Origin of the sequence: Streptacidiphilus jeojiensis, from assembly GCF_042510965.1 — a bacterium.
Taxonomy (GTDB): domain Bacteria; phylum Actinomycetota; class Actinomycetes; order Streptomycetales; family Streptomycetaceae; genus Streptacidiphilus; species Streptacidiphilus jeojiensis.
Window position 1 is genome coordinate 224,312 of sequence record NZ_JBEUKS010000014.1, and the last position, 16,550, is coordinate 240,861.

Consider the following 16,550-nt stretch of genomic DNA (forward strand, 5'->3'; position numbering starts at 1 on the left):
ACCGGCAAGCAGCGCACCCTGCTCGCCGACCAGGCGGAGTCCAACGGCGTCGCGGTGCACCCGGACGGCACCCGGCTGTACGTGGTCAACACCTGGCACAACACCCTGTCGGTGATCAGCACCCGCACCCACCGGGTGCTGAACCGCGTCCGGGTCGGCCGCACCCCGTGGCAGGTCGCCGTCAGCCCCGACGGTTCGCGGGTGTACGTCACCAACTCCAAGGACGACACCGTCTCGGTGATCGACGCGGCCCACGACCGGGTGATCGCCACCGTCGGCGTCAAGCACGTCCCGACGACGGTCACCGCGACCGCCTCCACCATCTGGGTCGCCACCAACGCCTCGGCGACGATCGACGCGATCGACGCCAAGTCCCTGGAGTTCCTGGGCAGCACAGCCCTGGGGCTGACCACCGGCCCGACCGGCCTGATCGTCGCCTAGCCCTCACGCTCCCTCTTCCGAAAGCCCGGAGGCTCAGAGGCCCGGCCGAGATCGTCTACGGCCGGGCCTCCGCGCCTCCACGGATCGGTAGGCTTCCGCCATGTCTGCCGCTCCCGTCCGCGTTCGCTTCGCCCCTTCCCCGACCGGCATGTTCCACGTCGGCGGAGCCCGTTCGGCCCTGTACAACTGGGCGGTGGCACGACAGTCCGGCGGTACCTTCGTGCTGCGGATCGAGGACACGGACGCGGCACGCAACCGGCCGGAGTGGATCGACGGGATCATCGGCGCGCTCGCGGCGATCGGCATCAGCGACGCGGACCCGGCCTTCGAGGGGCCCTACTTCCAGTCCGAGAACGCCGGACGGCACCGCGAGGCCGGGCTGCAACTGCTGGCGGCCGGTCGTGCGTACTACTGCGACTGCACCCGCGAGCAGCTCGCCGAGCGCACCGGCTCCGCCCAGCTCGGGTACGACGGCTTCTGCCGCGACCGCGGCCTGGCGTACGAGGCCGGACGGGCGCTGCGGTTCCGGACGCCCGACGAGGGCAGCACGGTCGTGGTGGACCTGATCCGGGGCGAGCCCGCCTTCCCCAATGCCGCGATCGAGGACTTCGTCATCGCGCGGGGCGACGGCTCACCGGTGTTCCTGATCGCGAACGTGGTCGACGACCTCGACGAGGGCATCACCGCGGTGATCCGCGGCGAGGAGCACCTGTCGAACACCCCCAAGCAGCAGTTGCTGTGGCAGGCCCTGGGGGCGGAGCCGCCGGTCTGGGCGCACCTGCCGGTGATCGTGAACGAGAAGCGGCAGAAGCTGTCCAAGCGCCGCGACAAGGTCGCGCTGGAGGACTACCTGGCCGAGGGGTACCTGCCTGCGGCGATGGTCAACTACCTGATGCTGCTGGGCTGGGGGCCCGGCGAGGACCGTGAGATCCGCCCGTACGCCGAGCTTGAGCAGTTGTTCGACATCAAGGCCGTCAACGGGTCCTCGGCCTTCTTCGACGTCAAGAAGCTGGCGGCGTTCAACGCCGAGTACATGCGCGCCCTGGCCCCGGTCGAATTCGCGGAGGCCTGCGCGCCATGGCTCAGGGCCCCGTACGCGCCGTGGTTGCCGGAGGCGTTCGACCAGGCGGTCTTCGACACGGTCGCACCGCTCGCACAGACCCGCATCACGGTGCTCTCGGAGATCACCGCGTACGTCGACTTCCTCTTCCTGGACCAGGCGGTGCACGACGAGGCCGCGTGGGCGAAGGCGATGAAGCCGAGCGCGGCCGACATCCTGCGTGACGCGCGGGCGGCGCTGGAGAGCACGACGTGGCAGGCCGAGAAGATCAAGGACGAGCTGACGGCCGTCAGCGAGACCAACGGCCTGAGGCTGGGCAAGGCCCAGGCCCCGATCCGCGTCGCTACCACCGGCCGCACCGTCGGACTCCCCCTGTTCGAGTCACTCGAGGCACTCGGTCGCAAACGGGTCCTCGCCCGGATCGACGCAGCCCTGCGACGTCTGGCCGCCTAGGGAATCCCCGCGCCCGACGGGTCAGCCGATGGCGATGACGGGGTGGGCCGTCGGCTTGATCCATTTGATGATCTCGGTCATGACGGTCGCCGGGAGGGCGACGCAGCCGCCGGTGGGGCCGGCCTGGGGGCCGAGGTCGTGGAGGAAGATGCCGGCGCCGCGGCCCTTGACGGCGGGGTTCATGTTGAAGTTGATGACCAGGGCGTTGTGGTACTGGGTGGGGTACTCGATCAGGTGCTCGCTGCCGTCGGCGCCGGACTGGGTGAGGTGGAAGCCGCCCAGGGTGTCGGTGCGCATCTGGTTGTAGTAGGCCGAGGTCGGGTCCTCGACCCACCAGTCGTGGGTGTTGACCTGGTGGTAGGGCATGGCGGTGCCGGGGTTGGCGCCGACGCCGAAGCCCTGGGTGATGGTGTACGTCCCGGTGGGGGTGGTGTTGGTGTTCTGCACCCGGGTCGCGCCGTTGGTGATGCCGTTCGCGCCGATGCGTGCACCGCTGGTGGAGTAGACGGCCTGCCAGGCGTTGTTGCTCAACTGCCAGGCGGTCACGGTCGCGTGGGAACCGCTGGCCTTGACCGTGATCACCTCGGTGGCGCTGCCGACCGCGACCGCGACCGGGAACGGCAGCACCGGGGGCCGCAGCGGGGCGAGCGGGTACGAGGTCACGGGTACGGGGGCAGCCAGGGCCGGCACCGTGGCCGCCTGCGCCATGGTGCCGCCGAACAGTGCACAGGTGAGGCCGGCCAGCGAGGTGGCGGCCGCGACCGCGACCGTCCGGTAGCGGAAGGGCGTGCGGGGACGGAGACGGCGGCCGGACTGTGCGGACATCGAGCGGTACTCCTTCGCTGGGGCGGAAGTTGATGCCTCGGGAGCCGGACGCGGGACGCAGATCGTCAGGGCACACCGTTGCTGACCGACGCTCGGAGACCGCTCCGCGGTTCCCTGCTCGCGGCGGAGTTCAGCCGAGGTCGAGCAGTTCCTCGTAGAAGCCACCGAAGCCCCGTTCCAGGTCGACCAGGTGGATCTCCAGGATCCAGTGGCAGCGCCGGCCGGCGCGGTCGTCGCGGCGCAGCGGCGTGTCGTTCGCCGGGGCGATGCGCGCCTCGGCGTCAGCCCACTCGTCGTTCTCGGGCGGGAACTCGCCCACCAGGTGGCCCGCGTGCCAACCGCCCAGCCCCCATCCGGCCTGCGCCGCCAGCTGTTCCACCACGGCGTACAGCTGCTTGCCGGTGATGTCCGGATCGGCTTCGAAGGCGCGGCGGCCGGCGGCGAAGACCTCTGGCAGGTCGTTCCTGAGCCGGTGCTTGACCGGGTCGTCGCCGAGGACGAAGGTCCGCCCGAAGTCGGCCTCGAACTCCTCGAAGATCGGTCCGAAGTCCGCGAAGGCGATGTCGTCGGCAGCGATGACGCGGTCCGGCGGGTTCTCCTTGTACGGCAGGAGGGTGTTGGCCCCGGACCGCACGATCCGCTTGTGCCAGTAGTGCGTCGTGCCGAACATCTCGTTGGCGAGATCACGGATGCGGTCGCTCACCTCGCGTTCGCCCCGGCCCGCCGCGACCAGACTGCGCTTCTCGATCTCGGCGAACAGGTCGGCTGCTTTGGCTTGAGCGTCCAGCAGCCGCGCCACGCGCGTGGATTCATCCGACATACGGGCGACCCTATGTGCCCCGCCTACGTCCCGGCAACGGGGTTCGGGAGCGGGTTGCGGGGCTGTTGTCCCAGGTCAGGCCAGTAGGGTCGGCGATCGGGAAATGGATTCGCCCGGGTGGCACAACCGGGGCAGAGTGCGTGCATGACTGCTGAAGGGCTGGACGAGGACGGATTCATCGCCCGGGAGGGCTCCCTCGGGCGCGTGCAGGAGGAGTTCGCGCCGGTGGTGCACTACGCGCGCACGCTGATCGGCGAGGTCTTCGGCGGTGGCGGCCCCGACAGCGACCGGCAGCTGCACAGCGCCTACCTCTACGGCAGCATTCCGCGCGGCACCGCGGCCCCCGGCGTGTCCGACCTCGACCTGCTGATCGCGCTGCGCCGCGAGCCCGGCAAGGACGACCGGTCCGCGGCGGACGAGCTCGAAGCCGCCATCGACAGTGCGTTTCCACAGGTCAATGGGGTCGGCGTGCTGCTCTTCGACCTCGGCCCCTGGCTGGCGGCCGAGTACGCAGCTGTCCACGGAATGAAGACAACTCGGGGCTGAGCTGAGCCGGGGCTGGTGAACTCAGTGCCCCATTCGTCAATTTGACGCTTAGTCATACTCACGTTTGTTCGATGGCGACCGACCCGGATTGTGAGCTATCGTCCGAGATCTCACCATGAATTGGTGACCCCGGCGGTGCGCCAACACCCCGGGGTCCGGCACCAGGAGCACAACCTCCCATGCACATTCATCGTAGCCGTCCCGCGCACGGCTTCACCGTTCTCCCCAACGCGTTCCTCCAGGATCGGCGGCTGAGCTACACCGCCCGGGGCCTGCTCGCGGACCTGCTCTCGCGGCCGGACGGCTGGCGCGAGGACGGACGGCAGATGGCCGACCGCAGCCCGCAGGGGCGCGGGGCGGTCGCCAGAGCGCTCAAGGAACTGACGGAGCTCGGCTACTACCGGGTCGAGAAGGTCCGCCAGGAGGGCGGGACGATCCTCAGCGTGGCGCACGCCTGGGACACCCCTCAGCAGGTCGGACCGGCTCCCACCCGTCCGGGCCCCGGTTCGGCGGGCACCGGAATCCCTGACGCCCTCCCTGTAAAGAACCGTCAGAAAGAACCCGCCCTCCCGTCGCAGGCTGCTTCGCGACCAAAAAAGCCGCAGCAACCGCAGCGCGGAGGCGCGGAGCCGTCCGCTGTCGCACTTCTGTTCCGAGTGGTACGCGCCGAACCACGGCTGCGGCTCGGCATTCCTGAGGCGGCGTCACTCGCACCGCTGGTCGCACAGTGGCTGGAACGCGGCTGCACCCAGCAGGATCTGGCCCAGGCCCTGCTGCCGGGCCTGCCGGCGCAGGTGCACTCCGCCGTCGCCCTGCTGCGCGACCGGCTGGTCCGGAAGCTGCCACCCGCGCCACCGCCGGCACGGCCGCCGGACACGGTGGTGGCCCAACGGTACGAGTGCGGCAGGTGCAGCGATCCGGTCCCCCGGGCCGGAATCTGCCGTCCCTGCGCGGGCCTCGGCCCCCGGGTGGTGACCGTCGGCGGCGGCGCAGCCGCGACAGCGCGCGGGGCCGCCAGGGTCAGAGCGGCGCTGCGCCCGGCGGCGGCCCCGATAACCGTGTAGAAGGCGCAGCACGGCCCCTCGGCTTCACCGGGAAGCCGAGGGGCCGGGGCGGGTCGGATCAGCGCCTGCGGCGGGCTGCCGTCCGGGTGCCGGCGACGACCAGTGCACCGGCGCCGGTCAGGCCCAGGGCCAGCGCCAGGCCGAGGCCGTCCTCGTTCGCACCGGACGCCGCGAGGCTCGGACGGACGACCGCTGCGGGGCGGACCCGTGGGTGCAGCGGGTGCTTGGGGATCTTGACCGTCACCTTCACGAACTCCGGCTTGCCCGTCTTCTTGTTCTTCCCCTCGTAGATGAAGGAGTCGGTGCCGGAGAAGGTCGGATCGGGTTCATAGATGAAGCTCTCCGGATCGACCGGATTCGTGATCACAACTCCGTGCGTCGGCGGCTCGGTGACCTCGACTGGCAGCTCCAGATCGTGGATGATCCGGATCGGGATGCGCAGGTTAATCAGCTCCGGGGAGTCCGGAGGCACCGTGACCGGCGGCTCGGAGATCAGCGCGCAGTCCAGGTGGAAGTCGGCGTTGGTGACGTCGTCACTGGTGGCGTCCACGGCCACCCGGGTCGAGTCGGCCGTGAAGCCGTCCGGGACCCGAAGGGCGACCCGGTAGGAGCCGACGGCCACGTCCGAGAAGCCGTACGCGCCGTCAGGACGCGACATCGTGGTGATGGGATGACCGGCCGAGTCCAGCACCGGAGCACCGTCGCTGTCGAGCAGCTCCAGCTCGGTCCGCCCGGGCTGGCCGCACGGGGAGGTGATCTGGCCGCTGATGTTCACCGTCCTGGTGGCGACCCAGACCTGGTAGATCGGAATGCCGCTCTGCACGCTGAAGGTGAGCGTCAGCGACTTGACCGGCACGGTGGGTCGCAGCCACCCCGAGGCGCCGCTGGTGTCACCGGTGTTGCTGCCGATGAGCGTCGTGGTCGCGGCGTCCCAGTGCGGCAGGTCGGTGAAGGGGCCGCTGCCGGTGCAGGTGGACGGCCTCGGGGAGCCCTGGCAGTAGTTGAAGGTCCCCTGCCAGCCGAGCTGCGCGGCCGTCAGCGGGGCGCCGTCGGCCCCGGTGGCCTCGACCTTCACATGGTCCGCATCCACGTCGCCCAGTGCGAAGCCCCAACCCACGGGGGTGGCATGGGCGAAGTCGAGGGTGGTCACCGACGGCTGGAGCCCGGCGGCGGTGCGCAGGGCGATGTAGTTGTGGTTCCTGGAACTGCCGTACTCGGCGCCGAACGGCGTGTCCTGGTTGAGGTACGTGCTGGCGCCGGACGGGATGAGCGTGTTGCTGCTCGTGGTCGTCACCGTCGCGGCCGGGAAGCCCCGGGCCGGTACGGTGAGGGAACCGGCTGCCCATTCACCGTAGGAGGACCCCGAGGCGAAGGCGGGCGATGCCGCCATCGGCACCAGTACTGCTGCGAGCACCGCAGCAGCAAGGCTGCTGACTCCTCGTCGGATGGTGAAGGGCAAGGTGATCAGTCCGTTCCGGCATCAGGTGGGTCTTCAGTCCCTCCCTGCCTAGCCGACGATCCGATCAGCAGCCCGCAGGACATGACGGCGTCACCCGTACGGGCGGCCCGGGATTACCGCGAACGGCCCTACCTCAGTCAGCCGTCCTGGGCCCGGTGCCAGGCGCTCACTCCGATTTTCCCGGTGTTGCCCAGGTCGATGGTGTAGCCAGGGGTGAAGTTCTGAGCGGGGCGTCCGGGAGCCGGGGTGATCTCCACGGAGGCGCCGTCGGCGGCGACCACGGTGGAGTCGGTCACCGTGTTGCGCCAGATCAGCCCGAACTCGGCGCGTTCTCCCGGCTGCAGGGTCAGCGGCTCGGCGGGCCGGTCGAAGCTGTCGACGCGGGAGATCGCCTCGGAGCCGTGGCTGACCGCGACGGTGAGCGGGCTTCCGTCCTGGTCCAGTACCCGGATGCCGGGGTAGCCGTCGAGCTTGTAGGGGCGGGTGCCGCAGTCGACCAGGCGGATCGCCACCGCCCGCAGGCCCATCGCGGCGTCGGGTTCCCCGGTCTCGAAGCGGATGCCGGAGGCCGGGCAGACCGGCGTCGCCGTGGCGCTCGGCGACGGGGACACGACGCCGTACTGGCCCGAGGTCGGCAGCGGGGAGGTGTCGGGGGCCGAGAATCCTCCGGCCGCATCGGCGGATCCGGGCGTACCCGCCGCGCCGGCGCAGGCGGAGAGCAGAGCGGTCGCCGCGAGCGTGAGGACAGCGGTCGCGAGGGCAGCAGGCCTGAGGGCATCAGGCGTGAGGGCACCAGACGTGAGCGCACCAGGCGTAGCGGCGGGGGCGCGGGCAGGGCGGCGCACGATCATCCGGTGATCATCGCACGGTATCGGCAGCAGATGAGTCTGAGGCAGAACACATCGCTCTACGAATATGTCTGTCACCGATATAAGCTGGACCCATGACTCCCCCCGGGCCGACCCCATGACCAGCGGCAGCCATCTCAGCCCGCTGCCCCCGGGGCCGATACCCCGGGGCTGGGACCTGCTCACCCAGGAGCGCCCACGCCCGGACCGGCTCAGGAACCGGCCCTGGGCCTGGCGCCTCGCCGTGGCGACCGTCTGCTTCGGCGCCTTCATGGGCCAGCTCGACGCCAGCATCGTCACCCTCACCTACCAGTCGCTGGGCCACCAGTTCCACGCCGGACCCGCCGCCGTCGAGTGGGTCTCGCTCGCCTATCTGCTGGCACTGGTCGCCCTGCTCGTCCCGGCCGGCCGGTTCTCCGACGCCCACGGCCGCAAGCTGATGTACCTGTACGGCTTCGCGGTGTTCACCGCGGCCTCCGCGGCCTGCGGGCTGGCGCCCGGCCTCGCCGCCCTGGTCGCGTTCCGGGTGGTCCAGGCCCTCGGCGCCGCGTTGATGCAGGCCAACAGCGTGGCCCTGGTCACCACCAGCGCCCCGCCCGGACGGATGCGCTCGGCGCTCGGCATGCAGGCCGCGGGGCAGGCGGTCGGCCTGGCCCTCGGACCCACCGTGGGCGGGGCACTGGTGGCCACCATCGGCTGGCGCTGGGTGTTCCTGGTCAATGTGCCGGTCGGGGTGTTCGCCCTGCTCGCCGGACACTTCCTGCTGCCGCGCACCCGACAGCGTTCGGGCGGCGCTGGCCCGGACAGCCCCGGCCGCACCAGCCACCCCAACCGCACCGGCGGTTCGGGCGTGGACGGCTACAGCGTGCTGCTGCTCGCCGCCGCCAGCACCGCCGCGCTGCTCGCCCTGTCCGTCGGCTCCGGGCTCGGGCTGCCGCTGTGGACCGCCGCCGTGCTGTTCGCGGCGGCCGTGTGGTCCGGCGGGGCCTTCGTCCGGCGCCAGTCCAGCCTCGCGGCACCGCTGCTGGACCTGAGGCTGCTGCGCCCCGGCGGGATCGCCCCGGGCCTGTTCAGCGGGCTCTGCGGCTACCTCGTGCTGTTCGGCCCGCTGGTGCTGGTGCCGGTGGAACTCGGCCGCCGGGGGGATTCCGCCCTGTTCGCGGGGCTGGTGCTGACGGCGCTGCCGCTGGGCTTCGCGCTCGCCGCCACGCTGTCCGAACGGCTGCTGCCGTCGAGCTGGGACGACCGGGTCCGGTCCGCGGTCGGGATCTCCGGGTGCGTGGCCGCGCTGGCGCTGATGGCCGTACTGCCGGCGACCGCAGCGGTGCTCCCGCTGCCGCTGGGCCTGCTCGGGCTCTCCCTCGGGGTCTTCACCCCCGCCAACAACACCCTGGTCATGCGGGCGATCCCGCAGTCCGCGGCCGGCACCGGCGGCGGCATGGTCAATATGGGCCGGAGCGTCGGAACCGCCCTCGGCGTGGCCGCGGTCACGCTGACCCTGCACCTGGTCCCCGGCCCGGACGGAACCCGCGCCGCGGTGCTGGTGCTGCTGGGCTTCGCCCTGCTGGCGCTGGCGTCCTGCGTCAGGCCCCGGCGAGGCCGAGGGCGCGGTCCCGGGCCAGCTCCAGTTCCCGGCGCGCGAAGCGGGCCCACATGAAGACCACGAACCCGGCGAAGACGAACCACTGGCAGGTGTAGCCGAGGTTCTGGAACGCCTGCAGGGTCAGTCCGTTGCCCCCGGAGGGCTGGTACGTCGGGACGGCGGTCAGCCCGTCGGTGCCGTCTGCGGCGCCGTTGCCGCCCTTGCCCGGGTCCAGGGCGATCCAGCCGTCGTAGACCGAGTAGGGCAGCAGGTTGACCAGGGTGGACGGGCTGATCATGCCCACCTGCCCGGCCGGCAGGTTGCCGCTGCTGATGACCTCGGGCGTGCTCGCGTCCTCCGAGGTCTGCAGCCGTCCGCGCAGGTCGACCAGCCCGGTGGGCGCGGCCGGAACCGCGTGGGCGCTCGCCGTCCACCCGCGGACGACCGCGACCGGCAGGCCGCCGTCCTGCGGACGCAGCGGGGTGAGCACGTAGTAGCCGCTCTTCCCGTCGACCGTGCGCTGCGGAACCAGCAGCTGGTGCGCAGTGTCGTAGGTCCCGGTGAAGGTGATCTCCCGGCCCACGTCGCTGGCGATCACGGTCTGCGCGTCCGCGCCCTTGAGCAGCGGAGCCAGCGGCACGGACCGGTCCGCCGCGGCGAGCGCGGCGGCGCTGCGGTGCTCGCCCGCGTGGGTGCGCTGCTCGAAACGGCCCAGCTGCCAGACGCCGAGCCAGATGCACGCCGGAATCGCCACCAGGGCGAACAGGTTGATGCCCAGCCAGCGGGGGGTAAGCAGGAATCCCATCGTTCGTTGTTGCAGCACCACACCACGGTAACCAGAGCGGCCGCGGCCGCTCCGACCGGCCCCCGACTGTGCGCTCAGCCCGCTGTGGCCAGCTGCGCCGTCCGGTAGACCGTGCCGGCGCAGGCGTTCGGCACGACCACCGACACCGCGCTGCCCCCGACACCGGGGGTGTGCCCGAGCACCACCGATGGCTGCCCGGTGGTGCCGGTGGGGTCGTTCGACTGCGAACCCGTGCCCAGCGCTGCGGTGTCACCGCTGGTGGTCCCGGCGGTCGAAGCCGAGGCGCTGGGACTGGCGGTGGCACAGCTCGGCGCGCCCGCACCGGTCGTCGGCACCCAGGCGAAGCCGACCGCGTACGACTTCCCCGGGGCCAGCAGCACCGGCGCCGGGGTGGGGTCCGGGGCGGGCAGGCCGCCGGCCGGGTCGGTCGCGGTGTGCTGGGTGACGGTGATCCAGGACGGGTCGGTGCCGCTGACCGACAGCACCGCGACCGTGCCCGGCTGCGAGACCACGCAGGTCTTCGCGGAGACATTGGTGACCAGGAAGGTGCCGTAGACGATCCCGGAGGAGTCCGCGGCGCCGACGGTCGCGGAGCCCGACCCGAGCTGGGACTGGAGGCACTCGGGGGTGGCGGCGGCCGATGCCGAGGCCGCCAGCGACGAGGCGCCGGTGAGGGTGGGGGACGGCGGCAGGGTCGGGGCGCCGGGGGAGGGGGCGGTGACGGAGCCCCGGTTGCCCGAGGCGTGGCCGGACGGCTGCAGTTGTCCGCTGCCCGGGGAGCCCGGTACCGGGGAGACGGCGTTGGTGCTGCCGATCCCCGAGGTGCCGCCACCGAGCGATCCGCCGGAGCCCAGGCTCGGGGGCAGCAGCGACGAGTAGCTGGGGCTGGAACTGATCCCGGCTCCGCCCGAGGCGGTGTGGTCGTTGGCGGTGTTCCCGTAGCTCTGTGCGGTCTCCGGACCCGACACGGACAGCACCGAGCCGACCGCCGAGTGCAGTGCCAGACCGCCGATCAGGCAGACCGCCGCGGTCAGGGCGGCCGAACCGTACATCCGCCGGCGGCGCTGCCGCCGGCGGGGCACGGCCCGGCGCAGCTGCTCCAGCGCGCCGGGAGCGGGCTGGAGCCCGCCGACCGCACGGTGCAGCAGCTCGCGCACCTCGCGCTCGTCGGGGGCCAGATGCGGATCCGGATCGAGGGCGTCGCGGGAGGCCCCCGAGCGGAGGCCGGTGCCGGCGGAACCTGCCCGCCCGGGACCAGTTGCCGACGATCCCGCTGCTGCGGGTCCTGATGCCGACTGACCCGCCGCCGGACCGGTCGCCGCCGGACCGGCCGCGGTGGCCGGGTCCAGCCACGGCGGAAGCGCGGTGGGGGGTGCGACCGGCATCGGCGGGGCCCCGGCGATGCCCCCGCCGGGACGGACCACCCGGACCCGGGCGTGAGGTTCGGGGCTGCTGCTCTGGGGCGAAGTGCCCTGCGACGGAATGGTCTGGGGTGGAATGCCCCGCGACGGAATGTTCTGGGGCGAAATGCTCCGTGGCTGCTCGTCCGTACCGGACTCCGGGCCCTCGCGGTCCCCGTTCGCGTCCCCGTTCCGGTCCCTGATGGTGCTCATGACGTGCTCTCCATCGCGATCCGCAGCGCCGCCAGGCCCCGCGAACCGTATGCCTTCACTGATCCGATCGAAATGCCGAGGCTGTCCGCGACCTGGGCCTCCGTCATATCGGCCAGGTAGCGCAGCACCAGCACCTCCCGCTGCCGACGCTGCAGCCCTCGCAGCGCCTTCCGCAACTGGTCGCGCTCCAGGGCGTCGTACGCCCCCTCCTCCGCGCTGGCCATGTCCGGCATCGGCTTCGGCAGCAGCCGCAGCCCCATGATCCGGCGGCGCAGCGTGGACCTGGACAGGTTGACGACGGTCTGCCGCAGGTAGGCCAGGGTCTTCTCGGGGTCGCGCACCCGGCGGCGGGCGGCGTGCACCCGGATGAAGGCCTCCTGGACCACGTCCTCGCAGGAGGCCGTGTCGTCGAGCAGCATCGCGGCCAGGCCCAGCAGCGAACGGTAGTGGGCCTGGTAGGTCTCGGTGAGCTGGTCGACGCTGGTGCCCTCGGCGGCCACCGCTGCGGCGGCCTGCCCGGCCCGGTCGACGGCGCTCTCGACCACCTGCTCGACCGTGCGGCGGACATTGGGAAACGGCGCGGTCATGAGGCCGCCCCGGACCGTGAGTACATTCCCCGTTGTTTGCGCCACGACAGTTGGACGTACAACTTCTCTGGATGGTTGTACGGGCTGTGCCGGTTGTGGCCGTTCTGCTTGCAAAAGGGCAGCAGCCCACTCATCCCGCTGCCCTCCCCGGCGTCGTTGCTCATGGCGTCCCGTGCCGTTCCAACGGCTCGGTCCAACGGTACGGGGCGGTGGCGGTCGCGTCAGCGCCTACTCCCAACCGACACAAAGCCCGCCCCTGGTCTGTGGATCAGAGTCCGTGGATCAGGAGCGGGCCGGTGCTGCGGGCGGCTGCCTCAGCGGCCGGTGCCGCCGTAGACGACCGCCTCGTCGCTCTCGCTGTCCAGGCCGAACGCCGAGTGCACGGCGCGGACCGCCTCGTTGACGTCGTCGGCCCGGGTCACCACCGAGATCCTGATCTCCGAGGTGGAGATCAGCTCGATGTTGACGCTCGCCGCCGACAGCGCCTCGAAGAAGGTCGCGGTGACCCCCGGGTTGGACCGCATCCCGGCGCCGACCAGCGAGATCTTGCCGATCTGGTCGTCGTAGCGGAGCGACTCGAAGCCGATGCCCTCCTGTACCCGCTCCAGCGCCTCGATGGCCTTGCGGCCCTCGGTCTTGGGCGCGGTGAAGGAGATGTCGGTCAGCCCGGTGGACGCGGCGGAGACGTTCTGCACCACCATGTCGATGTTGATCTCGGCATCGGCGATGGCACGGAAGATCCGCGCCGCCTCGCCCGGCTTGTCGGGCACGCCGACGACGGTGACCTTGGCCTCCGACGTGTCGTGGGCGACCCCGGAGATGATGGCGTGCTCCATTTCGCCCCCTTCTGTGGGCTTGTTACGGACCCACGTGCCGACATGCCCCGAGAAGGACGACCGCACGTGGATGGGCATGTTGTACCGGCGGGCGTACTCGACGCAACGGGCGAGCAGCACCTTGGAGCCGGACGAGGCCAGCTCCAGCATGTCCTCGTAGCCGATCTCGTCGATCTTGCGGGCCCGCTTGACCACCCGGGGGTCGGCGGTGAAGACGCCGTCCACGTCCGTGTAGATCTCGCAGACCTCGGCGTTCAGCGCGGCCGCCAGGGCGACGGCGGTGGTGTCGGAGCCGCCGCGGCCCAGGGTGGTGATGTCCTTGCTGTCCAGGGACACCCCCTGGAAGCCGGCCACGATCGCGATGTTGCCGCCGTCCAGCGCGGTCCGGATCCGGCCCGGCGTCACATCGATGATGCGCGCCTTGTTGTGGACGGAGTCGGTGATGACCCCGGCCTGGCTCCCGGTGAACGACTGGGCCTCGTGGCCGAGGGATTTGATCGCCATCGCCAGCAGGGCCATGGAGATGCGCTCTCCGGAGGTCAGCAGCATGTCGAGCTCGCGGCCGGCAGGGAAGGGTGACACCTGCTCCGCGAGGTCGATGAGCTCGTCCGTCGTGTCACCCATCGCGGACACCACGACGACGACCTCATGGCCGGCCTTCTTGGTGTCGACGATCCGCCTGGCGACGCGCTTGATGCCCTCGGCATCAGCGACGGAGGAGCCGCCGTACTTCTGCACGACAAGGCCCACGTGCGCTCCTCGAATCTTCCGGTACTGCGACATATGTCTGGTGGCATACGTCTGCTACTGCGCGGTCAGCTCAGTCTAACGAGCAGCAGGAAAGCCCCCCAGGTATTCCAAATGGTGGGATTTGATGCTCACCTGCCGAGATCACCACGGTTTCTGCGGCCCGGGACCACGGGCACCGCAGATCCGGCGACGGCTGCAGCCGCGACTACGAGAGATCCTTGACGCCCAGCTCGGCAGCCATCAGCTCGCCCGCCTGCTGTTCCAGCTGCTCGTCCGTCAGGCCGTCGTCGTCCGTGTCGGCGCCGTCGACCGGAGCGCCGATCGGGCTGTCCAGGCGGACGTGGGCGACCAGGGACTGCAGGGCCCGCAGCACGGCGGTGGTGTTGGAGCCCCAGTTGGCCAGGTAGGAGAACTGCCACCACCAGAGCGCCTCGGAGACCCGGCCGGCCCGGTAGTGCACCAGCCCGTGCTGGAGGTCGGTGACCACACCGGCGATGTCGTCGGAGATCCGGCACGGAACCGGCTTGTCCGCGGGACCGTAGGGGTCGAAGACCTCGTGGTAGACGTCGATCGGGGCGAGCAGCGCGGCCAGCTTCTGGCGCAGCTCGTCCTCGTCCGCGTCCGGCCCCGTGTCGGGCTCGTAGCGGTCCTCGGGCAGGACGTCCTCGATCGCACCCAGGCGTCCGCCCGCGAGCAGCAGCTGCGAGACCTCCAGCAGCAGCAGGGAGATGGCACTGCCCGGCTCGTCGCCCTTGGCGATCTCGTGCACGGACAGCACGAAGCTGTTGATCGAGTCCGCGATCTGCACCGCGAAGTCGTCGGGTTCCTCGGATCGTTGGGCCGCCGTGGCGGTGGTGGTGTCAGACATCGAGAAGTCGTCTCCCTTCAAAGGCCCGTCCGAGGGTGACCTCGTCGGCGTACTCCAGGTCTCCCCCGACCGGCAGGCCACTGGCCAGGCGGGTCACTCGCAGGCCCATCGGCTTGAGCAGCCGGGCCAGGTAGGTCGCGGTCGCCTCCCCCTCGAGGTTGGGGTCGGTGGCCAGGATCAGCTCGGTGACCACGCCGTCGGCGAGACGGGTCATCAACTCCCTGATCCGCAGGTCGTCGGGGCCGACGCCCTCGATCGGACTGATCGCCCCGCCGAGCACGTGGTACCGGCCGCGGAACTCGCGGGTGCGCTCCACCGCGACCACGTCCTTGGGCTCCTCGACGACGCAGATCACCGCGGGGTCCCGGCGCGGGTCCAGGCAGACCCGGCAGCGCTCCGACTCGGAGACGTTGCCGCAGACCACGCAGAAGCGGACCTTCTCCTTGACCTCGTTGAGCGCGTGCGCGAGGCGGCGCACGTCCACCGGATCGGACTGCAGGATGTGGAAGGCGATCCGCTGCGCGCTCTTGGGACCGACGCCGGGCAGCCTGCCCAACTCGTCGATGAGGTCCTGGACCACGCCTTCGTACACGCTTCCGCTCCTGTCCTTTCGGTGTCATGGCCGTTCCCGTTACGGGTGCCATCATCCTCTGGCCGGGGTCTGCTCCACAGCCTCACGACACACCCGACGTTATTCACGCCGGGGGCGTACGGAGGTCCTGGGGCGCCCGCCGGGGTTGGTTCCCGATGCTTCCCGATGCTTCTCGGTGCTTTCCCCGGTGCGGCGGACCTCAGAACGGCAGACCGGGGATCCCGCCGCCGCCGAGACCCTGCGCCAGCGGGCCGAGCCGCTCGGCCGCGAGCTTCTGCGCGGCGGCGTTGCCGTCCCGCACGGCCGCGAGGATCAGGTCGGCGAGGGTCTCGGTGTCGTCCGGATCCACCGCCTTGGGGTCGATGACCAGGGCCTTCAGCTCACCGGTGCCGCTGACGGTGGCCTGCACCAGGCCGCCGCCCGCGGTGCCCTGCACCGTCGTCTCGGCCAGCTCGGCCTGGGTCCGGGCAAGCTGCTGCTGCATCTGCTGGGCCTGCTGGAGCAGGGCCTGCATGTCGGGCTGTCCGCCACCGGGGAACATGGTTCGCTCCTGTCTGAGGTGCTGCCGGGTCACTGCTTGATCACTGCCGGGTCGGCCCACTCGATCCAGCGGGCCGCTCCCCCGCTGAGCCTACGTGTTCGACTCCCGGCGGGTTCACCGATCGTGCTCGATCTCCTGGATGACGGTCGCACCCAGCTCCTTCATGATCAGCTCCGGGCCCGAGACCATCCCCTGGCCGTAGCCGGCCTCCTCCTCGGGGATCGTCTCGTCGTCCGGTGAGAGCGGGTGCGGGTGCGGGTCCGGCGCGGGTGCCGAGGGCTGCGGCGAGGACGACGGTTGCGCAGGCGCTTGCGCAGGTGCCGAGGGCTGCAGGACGGGAGGTGCGGACTGCGTCATCTGCGTCGGCGGCGGCGCGAACTGCTGGGTCGGCGGCGCCTGGTACTGCTGCTGCGGCGGCTGCGGCGCGCCCTGCTGCATCGGCTGTGGTGCCGCCTGCCCGGGGCCCGAACCCGGTGCCGGACCGCGCCCCACCGACGGATCGATGATGCAGTCGATCCGCCAGGACATCCCGAAGGAGTCCTGGAGCGCCTGCCGCAGGATCTCGTCATGGCCGCCGTTGACGAATCCGTCCCGGGTGCCGGCGTGCTCGAACGAGAGCTGGAGCGTACTGCCGTCGAAGCCGGCCACCTGGGCCTGCTGGACCAGCATCCAGGTGACCCGGCGGCGACCCTTCACCGCGTCCAGGATCTGCGGCCACATCTGCCTGATCTGACCGGCGCCGCCCTGCTGGGCCTGCGGCTGCGGGGCCTGCGGCGGGGCGGCCTGCTGTGGGGGCGCGGGCTGCGCGGCGGGCGCGGGCGCCGGCGCCGTTGGCGGTGACCTGCAGCGTGGTCGGCCTG

General features: G+C 71.3%; 16 protein-coding genes and 1 pseudogene. 5 read left to right on the forward strand and 12 right to left on the reverse strand.

The annotated features are described in order from the left end of the window. The first annotated feature begins 54 nt into the window (after positions 1-54). Together ABUW04_RS32495 and gltX are read left to right on the forward strand one after the other, a co-directional pair. Positions 55-441, forward strand: coding sequence for a YncE family protein (locus tag ABUW04_RS32495; RefSeq protein WP_380568071.1), 387 nt, complete (start codon positions 55-57; stop codon positions 439-441). 148 nt (positions 442-589) lie between these two features. After that, positions 590-1,954, forward strand: a complete 1,365-nt coding sequence (gltX, locus tag ABUW04_RS32500) for a glutamate--tRNA ligase (RefSeq protein WP_380568072.1) — start codon at positions 590-592, stop codon at positions 1,952-1,954. 21 nt (positions 1,955-1,975) lie between these two features. On the opposite strand, the gene ABUW04_RS32505 is transcribed toward gltX, so the two are convergent. After that, positions 1,976-2,779, reverse strand: coding sequence for a L,D-transpeptidase family protein (locus tag ABUW04_RS32505; protein WP_380568062.1), 804 nt, complete (start codon positions 2,777-2,779; stop codon positions 1,976-1,978). A gap of 130 nt (positions 2,780-2,909) precedes the next feature. Further along, a complete protein-coding gene (locus ABUW04_RS32510) occupies positions 2,910-3,599 on the reverse strand; it encodes a M24 family metallopeptidase (RefSeq protein WP_380568063.1) in 690 nt (229 codons plus the stop codon). Positions 3,600-3,743: 144 nt separating this feature from the next. Here ABUW04_RS32510 and ABUW04_RS32515 point away from each other — a divergent pair, with 144 nt between their 5' ends. Together ABUW04_RS32515 and ABUW04_RS32520 are read left to right on the forward strand one after the other, a co-directional pair. Beyond that, positions 3,744-4,145, forward strand: coding sequence for a nucleotidyltransferase domain-containing protein (locus ABUW04_RS32515; protein WP_380568064.1), 402 nt, complete (start codon positions 3,744-3,746; stop codon positions 4,143-4,145). Positions 4,146-4,324: 179 nt separating this feature from the next. Next, a complete protein-coding gene (locus tag ABUW04_RS32520; RefSeq protein WP_380568065.1) occupies positions 4,325-5,209 on the forward strand; it encodes a hypothetical protein in 885 nt (294 codons plus the stop codon). 58 nt (positions 5,210-5,267) lie between these two features. On the opposite strand, the gene ABUW04_RS32525 is transcribed toward ABUW04_RS32520, so the two are convergent. Beyond that, positions 5,268-6,623 carry a hypothetical protein gene (locus ABUW04_RS32525; RefSeq protein WP_380568066.1) on the reverse strand — a complete coding sequence of 452 codons (1,356 nt, stop codon included), beginning with the start codon at positions 6,621-6,623 and terminating at the stop codon, positions 5,268-5,270. Positions 6,624-6,805: 182 nt separating this feature from the next. Beyond that, positions 6,806-7,279: a DUF4232 domain-containing protein gene (locus ABUW04_RS32530; RefSeq protein WP_380568067.1), complete on the reverse strand. Its 474-nt coding sequence runs from the start codon at positions 7,277-7,279 to the stop codon at positions 6,806-6,808. Between the two features lie 355 nt (positions 7,280-7,634). Between ABUW04_RS32530 and ABUW04_RS32535 the strand changes: the two genes are divergently transcribed. Continuing rightward, on the forward strand, positions 7,635-9,173 hold the full coding sequence (locus ABUW04_RS32535) for an MFS transporter (protein ID WP_380568073.1): 1,539 nt from the start codon (positions 7,635-7,637) through the stop codon (positions 9,171-9,173). Here ABUW04_RS32535 and ABUW04_RS32540 read toward each other — a convergent pair. The 8 genes and pseudogenes from ABUW04_RS32540 to ABUW04_RS32575 all read right to left on the reverse strand — a co-directional run. Continuing rightward, a complete protein-coding gene (locus ABUW04_RS32540; protein WP_380568068.1) occupies positions 9,100-9,903 on the reverse strand; it encodes an SURF1 family protein in 804 nt (267 codons plus the stop codon). The two genes, ABUW04_RS32535 and ABUW04_RS32540, sit on opposite strands and share 74 nt — an antisense overlap. 74 nt (positions 9,904-9,977) lie before the next feature. Beyond that, positions 9,978-11,288: a hypothetical protein gene (locus ABUW04_RS32545; RefSeq protein WP_380568069.1), complete on the reverse strand. Its 1,311-nt coding sequence runs from the start codon at positions 11,286-11,288 to the stop codon at positions 9,978-9,980. A gap of 224 nt (positions 11,289-11,512) precedes the next feature. Beyond that, the gene (locus tag ABUW04_RS32550) at positions 11,513-12,103 is read right to left on the reverse strand and encodes a SigE family RNA polymerase sigma factor (RefSeq protein ID WP_084714108.1); all 591 of its coding nucleotides are present in this window, start codon (positions 12,101-12,103) and stop codon (positions 11,513-11,515) included. 314 nt (positions 12,104-12,417) lie between these two features. Further along, positions 12,418-13,689: an aspartate kinase gene (locus ABUW04_RS32555; RefSeq protein WP_030253815.1), complete on the reverse strand. Its 1,272-nt coding sequence runs from the start codon at positions 13,687-13,689 to the stop codon at positions 12,418-12,420. A 205-nt stretch (positions 13,690-13,894) separates the two neighbouring features. Continuing rightward, the gene (locus ABUW04_RS32560) at positions 13,895-14,557 is read right to left on the reverse strand and encodes a DUF5063 domain-containing protein (RefSeq protein WP_030253813.1); all 663 of its coding nucleotides are present in this window, start codon (positions 14,555-14,557) and stop codon (positions 13,895-13,897) included. Then, complete coding sequence (gene recR, locus ABUW04_RS32565; protein ID WP_030253812.1) at positions 14,550-15,149, reverse strand: recombination mediator RecR; 600 nt, start codon at positions 15,147-15,149, stop codon at positions 14,550-14,552. The genes ABUW04_RS32560 and recR overlap by 8 nt, the downstream gene beginning before the upstream one ends. A gap of 199 nt (positions 15,150-15,348) precedes the next feature. After that, a complete protein-coding gene (locus ABUW04_RS32570) occupies positions 15,349-15,690 on the reverse strand; it encodes a YbaB/EbfC family nucleoid-associated protein (RefSeq protein WP_030253810.1) in 342 nt (113 codons plus the stop codon). Positions 15,691-15,804: 114 nt separating this feature from the next. Continuing rightward, positions 15,805-16,550 (reverse strand): annotated as a pseudogene (locus ABUW04_RS32575) (DNA polymerase III subunit gamma and tau); the annotation flags it as partial.

Excerpts from the sequence above, each read along its gene's own strand:
- ABUW04_RS32520 (WP_380568065.1), top strand. The coding sequence starts at position 4,325 with ATGCACATTCATCGTAGCCGTCCCGCGCACGGCTTCACCGTTCTCCCC.
- ABUW04_RS32540 (WP_380568068.1), bottom strand. The coding sequence starts at position 9,903 with ATGGGATTCCTGCTTACCCCCCGCTGGCTGGGCATCAACCTGTTCGCC.
- ABUW04_RS32515 (WP_380568064.1), top strand. The coding sequence starts at position 3,744 with ATGACTGCTGAAGGGCTGGACGAGGACGGATTCATCGCCCGGGAGGGC.
- gltX (WP_380568072.1), top strand. The coding sequence starts at position 590 with ATGTTCCACGTCGGCGGAGCCCGTTCGGCCCTGTACAACTGGGCGGTG.
- ABUW04_RS32545 (WP_380568069.1), bottom strand. The coding sequence starts at position 11,288 with ATGCCGGTCGCACCCCCCACCGCGCTTCCGCCGTGGCTGGACCCGGCC.
- ABUW04_RS32550 (WP_084714108.1), bottom strand. The coding sequence starts at position 12,103 with ATGACCGCGCCGTTTCCCAATGTCCGCCGCACGGTCGAGCAGGTGGTC.
- ABUW04_RS32570 (WP_030253810.1), bottom strand. The coding sequence starts at position 15,690 with ATGTTCCCCGGTGGCGGACAGCCCGACATGCAGGCCCTGCTCCAGCAG.
- ABUW04_RS32560 (WP_030253813.1), bottom strand. The coding sequence starts at position 14,557 with ATGTCTGACACCACCACCGCCACGGCGGCCCAACGATCCGAGGAACCC.
- ABUW04_RS32510 (WP_380568063.1), bottom strand. The coding sequence starts at position 3,599 with ATGTCGGATGAATCCACGCGCGTGGCGCGGCTGCTGGACGCTCAAGCC.
- ABUW04_RS32505 (WP_380568062.1), bottom strand. The coding sequence starts at position 2,779 with ATGTCCGCACAGTCCGGCCGCCGTCTCCGTCCCCGCACGCCCTTCCGC.
- ABUW04_RS32535 (WP_380568073.1), top strand. The coding sequence starts at position 7,635 with ATGACCAGCGGCAGCCATCTCAGCCCGCTGCCCCCGGGGCCGATACCC.